This is a genomic window from Sphingopyxis italica (assembly GCF_011926545.1).
In the GTDB taxonomy this organism is placed as follows: Bacteria; Pseudomonadota; Alphaproteobacteria; order Sphingomonadales; family Sphingomonadaceae; genus Sphingopyxis; species Sphingopyxis italica.
This window is the reverse complement of the sequence record NZ_JAATIT010000001.1, coordinates 666,244-680,302: the sequence shown is the minus strand read 5'-3', so window position 1 is coordinate 680,302 and position 14,059 is coordinate 666,244. Positions and strand designations below refer to the sequence as shown.

The following is a 14,059-nucleotide window of genomic DNA, read 5'->3' as shown; positions in this document are numbered from 1 at the left end:
TCAGCCGTCTATTCGGCACAATTGATCGCGGTGCGCGCGAATATAGGAGCCGACATAATGCCGCGATTCCTGACGCGTGCTGTCGAGGTAGAACCATGTGTCGAAAGCTTCCGCTGCCACACAGGGGGGTGGCTCATATTCTACCTGATGCTTTTCGACAGGCTGTATTTCGCCGTTCGACACCGCCATATTGTACAAGGTCTGCAAAATTGTGTCGGACAATTGATCGTACAGGGCCATTTCGCGCCGCCGCGCCCATGGCCGCCATCGCGTTTTGTGGCGCGCGAGGCTGTCCAGCATATGGGCTCGATGGGCTCCCGGTTCGTCGGCTTCCCACCCCCATGGGCTTAAATCGACGGGCTGGGGGTTTGCCGGATCGCCAGCCTGCTCACGGAAAGCGGGATCGAAGCGTTCGAACAGTTCGGGCCATTCCAGTTTTGCGATGAGCCGATGCGCCAGCGCTAGCGTTTCCGTATAATTGGATATGAATTGCTCGAAACCACCGTTTGCGACTTGGCCGACCAGGTCTGACCACATCATCAGCACCCGCTGCGCTTCAGTGAGCTGCGCATTGCCGGAATGGCCGTAGAGATTCCAGCCGGGGATGTTCATCACCGATGGTGTATGGATCAAGCCTTCGCCGGTCAGCCACCAGCCGGAATCGACATAGGTGGCTCGCTCCTCGAAGTCTTCGGGCGTTAAAGTTGGGCGCGTGTCCACGGGCGTCGCGTCACCGGCGCTCACGGATTCAGGTCAATTCGCTGCTGCGACCGGCGGTGCGTCGCCGAACGACCACATGCGCTCGAGATTGTAGAAGCTGCGCACCTCGGGACGGAACAGGTGGACGATGACGTCGCCCGCATCGATCAGCACCCAATCGGCGTTGGGCAGCCCTTCGACGCGAACCTGACGGCCGGCTTCCTGCTTGATCCGCTGCGCCAGCTTCTCGGCGATCGCCGAGACATGGCGCGTCGAGCGGCCGCTCGCAATCACCATATGGTCGGCGATGCTGCTCTTGCCGGCCAGCGGGATAGAGATGGTTTCCTGGGCCTGATCCTCGTCCAGCTGGTGGAGGATCAGCGCGTGGAGCATGTCCACGCTATCGTCCGAAGACGTCGGGGCGGGTGCGGCGCCGGGCGCGTTACCCTTGTCGGCGGAGATCAAATGCGTCCTTTCTCGGTCGGTTCCACCAGCCATGAACGCGTCAGCGGGTCGCGCATCGCGCGGCCTTCATAGCGTTCGAACCAGCGGGGGTTGGCCTGCCGTATCGCAGTTGCGGATCGCACATCGGGCGAAAATCGCAGGAACACGAGGGCGGGCGGTCTCCAGTCTGTCCAATGCTTCTTCTGGTCTGCGGGCCGGACAAATCGCCGCAGCCATCCCATCGCACGTCTTGCATGGGCGCGGTCGTTATAGCCCGGACGCGCGATAACCGCAATCGGCATCAACCGCGCGATCTCCCGCCAGTCGCGCCATTGGGGCAACTGGACCAGATTGTCGGCGCCCATGATCCAGATGAACCGGCGGTTCGGGTAGAGGTGAACGAGCTTCCTCAGCGTGTCGATCGTGTAGCGCGTGCCCAGCTCGGCCTCGATCGCGGTCGCGCGAATGGGGGAGCGCCGCGCCATGCGCCGCGCCGAAGCGAGGCGCGCCGGAAGCGACGCCATGCCCGCCTTGGGCTTCAGCGGATTGCCCGGCGAGACGAGCCACCACAGCTCACCCAGGTCCAGTGCCTTGATCGCATTCAGGCTGATCGCGCGATGCCCGCCATGCGCGGGATTGAAGCTGCCGCCGAGGAGGCCGGTGGGGATCATGGCAGGGTTTGCCAGTCGCTGCGCAAATGCGCGACACGCAAGATCAGAACGCGCTTGGCATCGACATGATAGATCAAGGCGTATGGCAGCTTGCCGAGACGCCACTTTCGTCGGCCTTGGGCGCCGACCGGTGTTCCGGCGCGGGGCGAGGTCGCGAGGAAAATAGTGGCTTTGGAAGCTTCTTCGAGCAAGGCGACCGCGATGTCGAAATTCGCGTCGACCTGACGATCGACCGCATTGTTCAGATCCTCACGCGAAAGACGGGACCATTGAACCGGCGTCACGCCGCGTCTTTATTGCGCTTGGCCCGGATTTCTTTCCGCTTGGCGGAAATCCATTCCTGCATCTCTTCGGCGGAGATCAGCGGCTCTTCGCGTGCGGATCGTTCGCCTTCTTCGATAAAGGCCAGCATCTCCGCTTCGCGTTCGGCATATTCGCGCACCGCCTGCGCTACCAGCCAAGCTCTGCTGCGACCCTGCGCCGTAGCGAGATTGTCCATCAGCGCCATGGTGTCGGCGTCGATGCGTGTCGAGATGACTGAATGCTTGGTCATAGTTGGAATGTATCACTTGTATACAAATGATTCAAGTGCGCGTCTGCCCGTTCCCACGCACCAGCCATTTATAGGTGGTGAGCCCTTCGAGCGCGACCGGACCCCGCGCGTGGAGGCGGCCCGTGGCGATACCGATTTCGGCGCCGAGGCCGAATTCGCCGCCATCGGCGAACTGCGTCGAGGCGTTGTGCATCACGATCGCGCTGTCGACGCCGGTCAGGAAGCGCTCGGCGGTCGCGGCATCCTCGGTGACGATCGCGTCGGTGTGGCGGCTCGAATGCGCGTCGATATGTGCGAGCGCGCCGGAAAGGCCGTCGACCACCGCAACCGATACGATCGCGTCGAGATATTCGCAGTCCCAGTCGCCCGCTGACGCGGCTTCGACATGCGGGCTGAGCGCCGCAATCACCTTGTCGCCGCGCACCTCGCAGCCAGCTGCGACCAGCGCATCGATAATCGCGAGCGGGGCGGGATAGGCGCGGTCGATCAGGATCGTCTCGGTCGCGCCGCAGACGCCGGTGCGGCGCATCTTGGCGTTGACCGCAAGCGCGACCGCTTTCGCCGGGTCGGCGGCGCCGTCGATATAGAGATGGTTGATCCCGTCGAGATGCGCGAGCACCGGCACGCGCGCCTCGTCCTGCACGCGCGCGACGAGGCCCTTGCCGCCGCGCGGAATGATGATGTCGATCAGTCCCTGCGCGCGCAGCATCGCGCCGACCGCGGCGCGGTCCTGCGTGGGCACGAGCTGCACCGCGTCGGCGGAGAGGCCCGCCTCTACGAGCCCCGCCGCGAAGGCCGCGTGAAGCGCGCGGTTCGAATGCACCGCCTCGCTGCCGCCGCGCAGGATCACGGCATTGCCCGCCATCAGTCCGAGCGCCGCCGCGTCGGCGGTCACATTGGGCCGGCTTTCATAAATGATGCCGACGACGCCGAGTGGCACGCGCACGCGGCTCAGCACCAGCCCGTTCGGGCGCGTCACGCGGTCGATCTCGCTGCTGGCCGGGTCGGGAAGCGCCGCGACCGCGTCGATCGCATCGGCGATTCCGCCGAGCCGTCCTTCGTCGAGCCGCAACCGGTCGAGCATCGCGGCGGAGAGGCCGTTCTTTTGCCCGGCCGCCATATCCTCGGCATTGGCGGCGAGTATCTCGGCCGCGCGCGCACGGATCGCCGCCGCGGCCGCAACCAGCGCCGCCGCCTTGTCGGCGGTCGGCGTCAGCGCGAGCCGTTTCGCCGCGACGCGCGCGTGCGCGCCCATGTCGGCGATCAGGGCGGCGGCATCACCGGGCAGCGGCGGGGCGGTCAGGGCGTCGGCGTTCATGGCGCCGCCACTATCATGTTTCGCGCGACTCTCGAAAGCCCCGTTGCGCGCCGGCACGCGCGGCTTTAGGCAGGGCGCCATGACAGGGGATATCGAGGGTATCGGCAGCGCGGTGACCGCGGGCTTGGCGGCGCGCGCGGTCGAATCGCGCCACGGCGAGGGCAAAGCACGCGGCCATGCGCCGCCGCGCTGCCTCAATTGCGGCACCAGCCTCGCCGGCTCGCATTGCCACTATTGCGGCCAGCGCGCCGACGTCCACCGCAGCTTCGGCGCGATCGGGCACGACCTGGTCCACGCGATCTTTCATTTCGAAGGCAAGATCTGGAACACGCTGCCGTTGCTGGCATGGCGGCCGGGTGACCTGACGCGCCGCTATATCCATGGCGAGCGCGCGCGCTTCATCTCGCCGCTCGCGCTGTTCCTGTTCGCGGTGTTCCTGACCTATGCGGTGCTCGCGATGGTCGGCAGCGGCGGCGGCGTCGGCGAGGTGATAGCGAAGGAGGCCGCCGCGCAAACGCAATCGAATGCGCTGAAGGTCAGTTTCGAGGAGGAAGTCGACCGGGTCGATGCGCGGCTGGCGCTCAAAGATCTGCCTCCCGCCGAACGCGAGGAGCTGGAACGGGAACGCGAAACGCTTCTGAAAAGCGCCCACTATCTCGGCGTCGAGCGTCGCATGACGCGGGAGGAGCGCGAGAAGGGGCCGCCGGTGCTGGACGATCCCGCGGAGCAGGTGATGACCAGCGTGGATTTCGTGACGCGGACAAAGGTCGATACCGGCATTCCCGCTATTGACGAGGCCGCCGCAAAGGCGATCGCGAACCCGGGGCTGCTGCTCTACAAGATCCAGGCGAACGCCTATAAATTCGCCTGGGCGCTGATCCCGCTGTCGCTGCCCTTCATGTGGCTGCTCTTTCCGTTCAGCCGGCGCTTTCACACCTACGATCATTTCGTCTTCGTCACTTATTCGATTTCGTTCATGCTGCTGCTGTTCGTCGTCGTGCGGCTTTTGAACCTGACGATCTTTGGCGAACTCGCGATCTTTTTCGCGATGCTCTATGTACCGTTCCACATGTATCGCCAGCTGCGCGGCGCCTATCGCTCATCGCGCTTCGCGTCGCTCGTGCGCGCGACGCTGCTCCTCTATTTCAGCCTGTTCGCGGTGATCGGGTTCATGCTGCTGCTGCTCGCGGTGGGGATCAGCGGCTAGGCGCGAAAGGCTGTAACAAAGACGGGCCACAGACCCGGCAACGCGGGAGGATATGCGGGTGCATCCATTGTGGCACGAGATCGATCGCCGTCTGCTCATCAAGCTCGGCACCGCGGGGCTCGCCGCGCTGTCGCTGCCGGGCGCTGCGGCCGCCGCGCTGGCGCAGGGCTTCACCCACGGCGTCGCGAGCGGCGAGCCGGGGGCGAATTCGGTGCTGCTGTGGACGCGCTATGCCGCGGCGAACGACACCGCGCTGACGGTCGAGCTATCCGAAAGCGCCGATTTCGCGCGCATCGCGGCGGGCGGCGAAGTCACCGTGAGGGGGGAGCGCGATCACACCGCCAAAATCGCCATCGACGGACTCGAGCCCGGCCGCTGGTATTTCTACCGCTTCGTCGCGCCCGACGGGACGACATCGATCACCGGCCGCACGCGCACGCTTCCCGCCGGCCCGACGAGCGCCTTTACGATCGCGCTCTTCTCCTGCGCGAACCTGCCCTTCGGCTGGTTCAACGCCTATGCCCACGCCGCGGCCCGGAACGACATCGATCTCGTGGCGCATGTCGGCGACTATCTCTACGAATATAAGGTCGGCGATTATCCGTCACTAAAGGACGCGCTGCCGGGGCGCGAGATCCAGCCGACGCACGAGATGGTGAGCCTCGCCGACTATCGGCTGCGCTACGCCGCCTATCGCGCCGACCCCGACCTCCAGCGCCTCCACGCGCTGTTCCCGATGATCGCGCAGTGGGACGACCATGAATTCGCGAACGACGTCTGGAAGGGCGGCGCCGAAAATCACAACGAAGGCGAGGGCGACTGGCGCGTTCGCGAAGCCGCGGCCGAACGCGCGCATGGCGAATGGATGCCCGTCGCCGACACGCGCTGGCGCCATTATCAGGCGGGCGATCTCGCGACGATCTTTCTGCCCGAAACGCGGATCACCGCGCGCGACAAGGTTTTCGACCTCGGCGATATATTGGAGGGCAAGGGCGACCCCGCGGCGGCGCTGAAGCAATTCGCCGAAAGCGATTATCGCGACCCGGCGCGCCAATTGATGGGCGCCGATCAGGAGCGATGGCTGTTCGACGGGTTGGCGCAATCGGTGAAGGCGGGCACGCGCTGGCAGGTCTGCGCGCAGCAGATCGTGATGGGCAGCCTGTTCACGCCGCCCGAATCGCGCGATTGGTTCGGCGCCGACCAGCCCGACTATGTCAGGCGCCGCGTCGAAATGTCGCAGCTCGCGGCAAAGGCAGGCCTGCCGCTCAACATGGACAGCTGGGACGGTTATCCCGCGGCACGGAACCGCTTGCTCGCGGCTGCGCAAAAGGCCAACGCCGATCTGGTCACGCTCTCGGGCGACAGTCACAATGCCTGGGCGTTCGACCTGACGCACGACGGGCGCCCCGCCGGGATCGAGATCGCGGGCCACAGCGTCACCTCGCCGGGGTTCGAGGCCTATACGCCCGGGATTTCCGACGCCACGCGCGTATCGGCGCTGCGCGCCGCATCGCCGCAGCTCCAATGGGCGAATACGGCGGATCGCGGCTATGTGACGGTGCAGCTGACGCACGAGCGGGTGACCGCGAACTGGCACAGCGTCGAAACGATCCGCAGCCATAGGCCGGGGCTCAAAGACACCCACAGCATGACGGCGACGCGCGGGCACAGAAAATACGACGCTTGACACATTCATAACTCGGTGGTTATGAGAAATCCATAGCCAAGGAGTTATGGATTAAATGGCGTCGATCCCCGATTTGCTGTTCAAGGCGCTCGCCGACCCGACGCGCCGCGCGCTGTTCGAGCGGCTTTGCCTCGATGGCGAAGCGACGGTCGGTGCGCTGACCGCGGGTGCCGGCATTTCGCAGCCCGCCGTTTCCAAACATCTCGGCATACTCAAGCAGGCGGGACTCGTGCGCGACCGGCACGAAGGCCGTCAGACGCATTACAGCGCGCAGCAACGCGCGCTCGCGCCGCTCGTCGACTGGACCGGGCGCATGAACCGCTTCTGGGAAGCGCGGTTCGACGATCTCGAAGATTTGCTCAAAAGGATGGATCAATGACCGATACTGATACCGATACGCGCACCGTGACCGTCGAGCGCGAAATTCCGCACCCGCCCGAAAAAATCTGGCGCGCGCTGACGACGCGGCATCTGATCGAGGAATGGCTGATGAAGAACGACTTCGGCCTCGGCCTCGGCCACCGTTTTCAGCTGCGCGGCGACTGGGGCCATGTCGATTGTGAGATTCTCGACGTCGAGCCCGAACGCAGCCTCTCCTATACGTGGAATTACGCGCACGACGACCCGGCCTACCGCCTCGACAGCAAAGTCACCTTCACCCTCGAACCCATCGCGTCAGGAACGCTGCTGCGCATCGAACAGGTCGGCTTCCGCCCCGACCAGAAGCAGGCGTTCGGCGGCGCCAAAAGCGGCTGGCGCATCCATCTCGAAAATCTCGAGAAGGTTGTCGCGGGTCTCGACTGACCTTCAAACAGGGAGAGAGTTATGAACTGGAGCCTCTGGATCCGGCAGTTTCACCGCTGGGTATCGATTATCTTCACCGCGATCGTGCTTGCCATTTTCGTGATGCTCGGCGCGGGGCACGAGCCGGCCCAATGGATTTATTATCTGCCGCTGCCGCCGCTCTTCCTGCTGATGTTCTCGGGCCTCTACATGTTCTTCCGGCCCTATTTCCGGAAGCGCGGCGGCGCGGCGGGCTGATCAGCTATAGGGCGGCGTGTCCTCGAACTCGGCGAACCAGGGATAGTCGTTCGCGACGCTGACGGTGAAATTCGCATCGCGCTTTTCGAGAAAGCTCGACACGCCCTCGGCGGCGTCGGCGCTGCGCCCGCGCGCGAAGATCGCGCGGCTGTCCCAGCGGTGCGCGCTCATCGGGTGCGGCGCGCCGAGCATCCGCCACAGCATATGGCGCGTCAGCGCGACCGACACCGGCGCGCTATGGTCGGTCATCTCGCGCGCCTTGGCGATCGCGGCGTCGACCAGCTCGCCGGGGGCGTGGACCGATTGCACCAGGCCCTTTTCATGCGCTTCCCGCGCGGGGATCAGCCGCCCCGAATAGCACCAGTCGACGGCATTCTGGATGCCGACGAGGCGCGGCAGGAACCAGCTCGACGCGGCTTCGGGCACGATCCCGCGCCGCGCGAAGACGAAGCCGTAGCGCGCGGCCTCGCTCGCGAGCCGCGCGTCCATCGACAGCGTCATCGTCGCCCCGATGCCGACCGCGGCGCCGTTGATCGCGCCTAATACCGGCTTCTTGCAGTCGAAGATGCGCATCGAGACGCGCCCGCCCGAATCGCGGATCAGCGGGTGCGACCAGTCGATCGTGCCGTCCTCGGCGACGGGGCTCGCCGACATGCCGTCGGGCAGGATCGCCTGCTTGTCGGTGCGCTTGTCATAATCGAAGGTCGCGGCGCCCTGACCCAGATCGGCGCCGGCGCAATAGGCGCGGTCGCCCGCGCCGGTGAAGATCACCGCGCGCACGCCGTCGTCGGCGTCGCATTCGTCGAGCGCCGCGACGATTTCGAGCATCATCTCGGTGGTGAAGGCGTTCATCCGCTCGGGCCGGTGCAGCGTCAGCAGCGCGATGCCTTCGTGGCGGTCGAGGCGAATCTGGTCGAAGCTCATGTCTCTCTCCCTAAGGTCGCGGTCATGGTTGCAAGCGGAGGCGTCGAGGGCAAGCACTTTACGTAAACGTAAATCAATCGTCGCCCCCGCGAAGGCGTGGCCGCTATCGGCATAGCGCAAGGCTGCCAGCGGCCCCCGCTTTCGCGGGGGCGACGGTTTGGGATCGGGGATGACGCGCCCGACCTTTGCCGCTATAGGCGCCCCCGTCGCCCCGGTGCCGCGCCTCGTCCATGAGTCGTTCCCGCCGGGGTCATTCATTTGGTTCCGACAGAAAGTCCTGCCCATGGCCCGCCGCCGCCAGATCTACGAAGGCAAAGCCAAGATCCTTTACGAAGGCCCCGAACCGGGCACGTTGATCCAGTATTTCAAGGACGACGCGACCGCATTCAACGCTCAGAAAAAGGGCACGATCAGCGGCAAGGGCGTGCTCAACAACCGGATTTCGGAGCATGTCTTCACGCTGCTCGGCAATATCGGCGTGCCGCACCATTTCATCCGCCGCCTCAATATGCGCGAGCAGTTGATCCGGCAGGTCGAGATCGTGCCGATCGAAGTGATCGTGCGCAACGTCGCCGCTGGCACGCTGTCGAAGCGCCTCGGGATCGAGGAAGGCACGCAGCTTCCCCGCACCCTGATCGAATATTGCTACAAGGACGACGCGCTCGGCGATCCGCTCGTCGCCGAGGAGCATATCGCCTGCTTCAACTGGTGCAGCCAGGACGAGCTTCACGACATCCAGGACATGGCGATCCGCATCAACGACTTCATGTCGGGCATGTTCGCCGCGGTCGGCATTCGCCTCGTCGACTTCAAGCTCGAATTTGGCCGCCTTTACGAAGGCGATTTCAGCCGCATCATCCTCGCCGACGAGATCAGCCCGGATGGTTGTCGTCTGTGGGACATGACGACGAACGAAAAGCTCGACAAGGACCGCTTCCGCCGCGATTTGGGCGGCGAGGTCGAAGCCTATCAGGAAGTCGCGCGCCGATTGGGCCTGCTGCCCGAGGGCGGCGAGAATGCCGTGCTCGACCTCGAAAGCCACCGGAAGAAAAAGGGCAGCTGAGCCGATCGGCGAGCATGGTTAATATTTCGCCCGCCATATGCCGCCGATGCGCGCCTAGCGCCGTGATAAGGCGGGCTTTCCTTCCTTAACCCCTGCTTTACCCGGCCTTGCTATCCCGCCCCCATGACGGGGGTCTATCACAGGTTGCAGGCGCGCTTCTTTCCGCCGATTCCGGACGCGATCCGGGACGACGTCGCCTTGCTGCGCGCCGATCGGGTCGAGACGCTGACCCCGATGCTGTTCCTGATGCTCGCGGCGACGACGCCGACCGCCATCTATGGCGGGGTCGAGACGGTGCATCCTTTCATCCGCATCGGCTTTCCGGTGATCCTCGCCATCGTCGGCGTGCTCGGCTTTCTGTTCCTGCGCCACAACCGCGGCCGCCGGATGAGCCCGCGCCGCGCGCGGCGCATCATTCGCGAGGCAAGCTGGGTGTCGGGCATCACCGGCGGGATGTGTTGCCTGTGGACGGTGACCAACTGGCTCGCCGCACCGCCCGAAACGCACAGCTATTATGCGATGATCATGGCGATGGGGTCGCTCGCCACCGCCTATTGCCTGTCGTCGATCCGTTTCGCGACCTTCCTCAACCTCGGCGTCGGGCTCGCGCCGGTCTCGGCGCTGATGCTGACCTCGGGCAATCCGCCCGAAATCGCGGCGGGGACCAGCCTCGTCATCGCGACCCTGTTCCTGCTGCGCATGGTCGTCCAGCAGCACGGGCAGGTGATCGACCTGCTCGAACTGCAGCGCCAGATGCGCGAACTCGCGCACACCGACCCGCTCACCGGCCTCGCCAACCGCCGCGAATTCGACCTCAGGCTCGACGAGGAGATCGCCAAGGCCGACGGCGCCGGCCGCTTCGCGATCGCGCTGCTCGACCTCAACGGGTTCAAGCCGATCAACGACCGGCACGGCCACGCGATCGGCGACGGCGTCCTCTGCGAACTCGCCGATCGGCTGCGCCGCGCCTGCGGCCATCACGCCATCGTCGCGCGCCAGGGCGGCGACGAATTCGCCATCCTCGTGCCCGCCGGCTCGCCGCTGCTGGGCACCGCGCTCGCCGACCATATCCTCGCCGCGCTCGCCGCGCCCTATCGCATCGAAGGGCGCTCGATCGGCGTCGGCGCGGGGGTCGGCACCGCCTATTGGCCCGAACATGGCGACAGCGCCCGCCAATTGCTCGAAGTCGCCGACCGCGCGCTCTATGCCGCAAAGGCCGCCAATCGCCCCCTGCCGTCGTCTGTCGAAAGCGTTGGCCGGGTTGCATGACGACGGCTTGACCGCTCGCGGGGCGGTCGCCACATCGAGGGCCATGACCAAAAACCTCGTCCGGCGCGCCGCAACCGCGCTGTCGCCCCTCGTCCTTCTCATCGCCAGCACCGCCCCGGTCCATGCCAGGGAAACGCCCGCGAAGGCGGCGACGCCCGCGACGGTCAATCCGCAGGACGCAGCGGCAAAGGCATGGAATTTCGCCGCCAGCGACATTCCGGTCGACCCCAACATCGTCTTCGGCGTGCTCCCGAACGGGATGAAATATGCGCTGCTCAAGAACAGCACGCCCAAGGACAGCGTCGTGCTGCGCATGCGTTTCGACGTCGGCAGCTTCGCCGAGGCCGACGACCAGCGCGGTCTCGCCCATTTCCTCGAACATATGGCGTTCAACGGATCGACCAATGTGCCCGAGGGTGAGATGATCAAGCTGCTCGAACGCAAGGGGCTCGCCTTCGGCGCCGACACCAACGCCTCGACCGGGTTCGACGAGACGGTCTACAAGCTCGACCTGCCGAACGCCACGGACGACCTGATCGACACCGGGCTGATGCTGATGCGCGAGACCGCGAGCGAGCTGGCGATCGATCCCGCCGCGGTCGACCGCGAGCGCGGCATCATCCTCTCCGAACGCCGCGCGCGCGACACCTATCAGCTGCGCAGCCTGATCGACCAGCTCGATTTTCAGATGCGGGGGATGACCGTGGCAAGCCGCATCCCCGTCGGGACCGAAGAGGTGATCCGCACCGCGCCCGCCGCGCGCATCCGCGACCTCTACGACCGCTATTACCGTCCCGAGCGCGCGACGTTGGTGATGGTCGGCGATTTCGATCCGGTGGCGGTCGAGGCGAAGATCAAGGCGCGCTTTTCGGACTGGCAGGGGCGTGGTGCGGCGGGCGCCGATCCCGACATCGGCGATGTCGATTATGACCGTGCGGCGGCCGCCGACGATTTCGTCGACCCCGCGATCCAGGATTCGGTGACGATCGCGCGGTTCAAGCCGTGGACCCTGGAGCCCGACACCAAAGCCAAACGCGCGCACAAGCTCGCCGAGGATGTCGGCGAGGCGATCGTCAGCCGCCGGCTCGCCAAGATCGCGCTCACCGAGGATTCGCCGATCCTCACCGGCTATTTCAGCGATGCGTCGGGCTGGAAGATATTCGACCAGGTCACCGTCGGCGCGGTCGCCAGGGAAGGCGCTTGGAAAGAGGCGCTCGCGCTCGTCGAGCAGGAACAGCGCCGCGCGATCGAACATGGCTTCACCCAGGCCGAGGTCGACGAGCAACTCGCGATCCGCCGCACCGCCTTTCGCAATGCCGTCGCGGGCGTGACGACGCGGCGCAGCGAGACGCTCGCCGACGCGCTGGTCACGGCGGCCGAGGGCGATTTCGTCTTCACGCGCCCCGAAACCTCGCGGGCGCTGTTCGAGGCGGCGGCGCCGGCGCTCGACGCCGCCGCGGTCACCGCCGCCTTTCGGGTGCGCATGGAGGGGATGAGCCCGCCGCTCGCGCGCGTAACGACGAAGGTGCCGGTTGAGGGCGGGCCGGCCGCGATCCTCGCCGATCTTCAAGCCTCGACGAAAATCGCGGTCGCGCCGCCGACCGAGGCGGCGAATGCGGCCTTCGCCTATGACGATTTCGGCACGCCCGGAAAAATCGTCAGCGACGAACGCGTCGAGGATCTCGGCATCCGCCGCATCCGCTTCGCCAACAATGTGATGCTCAACATCAAGACGACCGATTTCCAGAAGGACAAGGTCATGCTGTCGCTGCGCGTCGACGGCGGCAGTCTGCTCGCGACGCGCGATGATCCGACCCGGGTGGCGCTCGCGGGTTCGCTGATGCTCGGCGGGCTGGAGGCGCACAGCTATGACGAGCTGCGCTCGATCCTCGCGGGCAAGACGATCAGCCCGGTCTTCGGCAACGCCACCGACAGCTTCGGCGGCAGCGCGGTGACCTCGCCCGAGGATTTCGCGCTGCAGGCGAAGCTGATGGCGGCCCATCTCACGCATCCGGGCTACCGCGCCGACGGGCTCGCGCTCATCCGCCGCGTGCTGCCGCAGCGATATGCCGCGAACGACGCGACTCCGGCGGCGGTGCTCGGCCGCGATGCCGGGGGCATTCTCGCGAACGACGACCCGCGCTCGCAGACCCCGCCGTTGGAGAGCGTGATGGCGCTCGACTGGGACCAGCTCGAATCCGCGATCGGCGACAGCTTCGCGCATGGCGCGATCGAGATCGGCGTCGTCGGCGACATCGGCGAGCAGTCGGCGATCGCCGCGATCGCGGCGACCTTCGGCGCCTTGCCCGAACGCCGCGCCGCCTTCGACCCGCGCACCGACGCGCGCGTGCGCCAATATCAGGCCGACCGCAGCGACCGCACGCTGATCCACAAGGGCCCGGCCGAACAGGCGGAGCTGCGCGTCTATTGGTCGGCGCGCGACGACAGCGACCTCGCCGAAGCGATGCAGCTCAATCTGCTAACGCGCGTGATGCAGCTGATGCTGACCGAGGAACTGCGCGAGCGGCTCGGCGAAAGCTACAGCCCCCGCGCCGCGGCGAGCCTGTCCGACGAATTTCCGGGCTATGGCCATCTCTTCGCCGCGAGCAATGTCGACTACAAGGATCTCGCGACGACGCGCGCGGCGATCTTCGCCATTGCAAAGGACCTGCGCGACAAGCCCGTCGACGCCGACCTGCTGGGCCGCGCGCGGCGGCCGCTGGTCGAGGCGATGGTGAAGGCGCGGCGCGAGAACAGCTATTGGCTGAACTATGTCGCGGAGGCGGCCACCCATGCCGACCGTCTCGACCGCAGCCGCAACGGGATAACCGAGGTCGAGGCCGCGACGCCCGCCGAGCTGCAGACGCTCGCACGCCGCTACCTCGTCGACGACAAGGCGCTGGTGATCAAGGCGGTGAGCGACAAGGCGGAGAAATAGCGCGCCGTTCGGGGCGGAGGGCGGTTTCCCGCCGGGAGTTGCCGTTGGAAAGCCAGCGCCAGCCCCTCCTCTGAAGAGGAGGGGATTGGTCGACGTCCGCTCTCCACCCCTTTCGGCCGTTCCAGCCGGGACGGCCCCATATCCGGAAACCGCCACGAGCATGCCTTGCCCCAAAAATCCGACTATGCCCTTGGAACCGGCGGCAAATACGGGCATCGTCGGCGGGACGGATCGAAATGCGCCGA

15 protein-coding genes are annotated in these 14,059 nt (G+C 66.0%); 8 read left to right on the top strand and 7 right to left on the bottom strand.

Features of this window, described 5'->3' with window-relative positions:
• From GGR90_RS02900 to GGR90_RS02875, 6 genes are read right to left on the bottom strand one after another with little or no spacing between them, the layout of a single operon-like run.
• Window positions 1-720, bottom strand: a complete 720-nt coding sequence (locus GGR90_RS02900) for a DMP19 family protein (RefSeq protein WP_167919310.1) — start codon at window positions 718-720, stop codon at window positions 1-3.
• A gap of 33 nt (window positions 721-753) precedes the next feature.
• Window positions 754-1,164, bottom strand: coding sequence for a ribosome silencing factor (gene rsfS / locus GGR90_RS02895; RefSeq protein ID WP_209023541.1), 411 nt, complete (start codon window positions 1,162-1,164; stop codon window positions 754-756).
• The gene (locus GGR90_RS02890; protein ID WP_167919308.1) at window positions 1,161-1,814 is read right to left on the bottom strand and encodes a nicotinate-nucleotide adenylyltransferase; all 654 of its coding nucleotides are present in this window, start codon (window positions 1,812-1,814) and stop codon (window positions 1,161-1,163) included. The genes rsfS and GGR90_RS02890 overlap by 4 nt, the downstream gene beginning before the upstream one ends.
• Complete coding sequence (locus tag GGR90_RS02885) at window positions 1,811-2,098, bottom strand: type II toxin-antitoxin system RelE/ParE family toxin (RefSeq protein WP_167919306.1); 288 nt, start codon at window positions 2,096-2,098, stop codon at window positions 1,811-1,813. Before GGR90_RS02885 ends, GGR90_RS02890 begins: the two co-directional genes overlap by 4 nt.
• On the bottom strand, window positions 2,095-2,367 hold the full coding sequence (locus GGR90_RS02880; RefSeq protein ID WP_167919304.1) for a CopG family ribbon-helix-helix protein: 273 nt from the start codon (window positions 2,365-2,367) through the stop codon (window positions 2,095-2,097). The genes GGR90_RS02885 and GGR90_RS02880 overlap by 4 nt, the downstream gene beginning before the upstream one ends.
• Before the next feature lie 31 nt (window positions 2,368-2,398).
• The gene (locus GGR90_RS02875) at window positions 2,399-3,685 is read right to left on the bottom strand and encodes a glutamate-5-semialdehyde dehydrogenase (protein ID WP_167919301.1); all 1,287 of its coding nucleotides are present in this window, start codon (window positions 3,683-3,685) and stop codon (window positions 2,399-2,401) included.
• A gap of 79 nt (window positions 3,686-3,764) precedes the next feature.
• Between GGR90_RS02875 and GGR90_RS02870 the strand changes: the two genes are divergently transcribed.
• Genes GGR90_RS02870 through GGR90_RS02850 form a run of 5 tightly spaced genes read left to right on the top strand, consistent with a single transcriptional unit; the run spans window position 3,765 to window position 7,620 of the window.
• The gene (locus GGR90_RS02870; RefSeq protein WP_167919299.1) at window positions 3,765-4,892 is read left to right on the top strand and encodes a DUF3667 domain-containing protein; all 1,128 of its coding nucleotides are present in this window, start codon (window positions 3,765-3,767) and stop codon (window positions 4,890-4,892) included.
• Between the two features lie 52 nt (window positions 4,893-4,944).
• Window positions 4,945-6,579 carry an alkaline phosphatase D family protein gene (locus GGR90_RS02865; RefSeq protein ID WP_209023540.1) on the top strand — a complete coding sequence of 545 codons (1,635 nt, stop codon included), beginning with the start codon at window positions 4,945-4,947 and terminating at the stop codon, window positions 6,577-6,579.
• A gap of 55 nt (window positions 6,580-6,634) precedes the next feature.
• Window positions 6,635-6,958: an ArsR/SmtB family transcription factor gene (locus tag GGR90_RS02860; RefSeq protein WP_167919297.1), complete on the top strand. Its 324-nt coding sequence runs from the start codon at window positions 6,635-6,637 to the stop codon at window positions 6,956-6,958.
• Window positions 6,955-7,383: an SRPBCC family protein gene (locus GGR90_RS02855; protein ID WP_167919295.1), complete on the top strand. Its 429-nt coding sequence runs from the start codon at window positions 6,955-6,957 to the stop codon at window positions 7,381-7,383. The genes GGR90_RS02860 and GGR90_RS02855 overlap by 4 nt, the downstream gene beginning before the upstream one ends.
• Before the next feature lie 21 nt (window positions 7,384-7,404).
• A complete protein-coding gene (locus GGR90_RS02850) occupies window positions 7,405-7,620 on the top strand; it encodes a hypothetical protein (protein ID WP_167919293.1) in 216 nt (71 codons plus the stop codon).
• Here the strand turns inward: GGR90_RS02850 and GGR90_RS02845 are convergent, their stop codons facing one another.
• Complete coding sequence (locus GGR90_RS02845; protein WP_167919291.1) at window positions 7,621-8,544, bottom strand: crotonase/enoyl-CoA hydratase family protein; 924 nt, start codon at window positions 8,542-8,544, stop codon at window positions 7,621-7,623.
• A 283-nt stretch (window positions 8,545-8,827) separates the two neighbouring features.
• Between GGR90_RS02845 and purC the strand changes: the two genes are divergently transcribed.
• The 3 genes from purC (at window position 8,828) to GGR90_RS02830 (ending at window position 13,814) form a co-directional block, all read left to right on the top strand.
• Window positions 8,828-9,607 (top strand): phosphoribosylaminoimidazolesuccinocarboxamide synthase, encoded by a 780-nt coding sequence (gene purC, locus GGR90_RS02840; RefSeq protein ID WP_167919289.1) that lies wholly within the window; start codon window positions 8,828-8,830, stop codon window positions 9,605-9,607.
• Between the two features lie 123 nt (window positions 9,608-9,730).
• Complete coding sequence (locus GGR90_RS02835) at window positions 9,731-10,876, top strand: GGDEF domain-containing protein (protein ID WP_245198378.1); 1,146 nt, start codon at window positions 9,731-9,733, stop codon at window positions 10,874-10,876.
• Between the two features lie 43 nt (window positions 10,877-10,919).
• Complete coding sequence (locus GGR90_RS02830) at window positions 10,920-13,814, top strand: M16 family metallopeptidase (protein WP_167919287.1); 2,895 nt, start codon at window positions 10,920-10,922, stop codon at window positions 13,812-13,814.
• Window positions 13,815-14,059 lie beyond the last annotated feature (245 nt).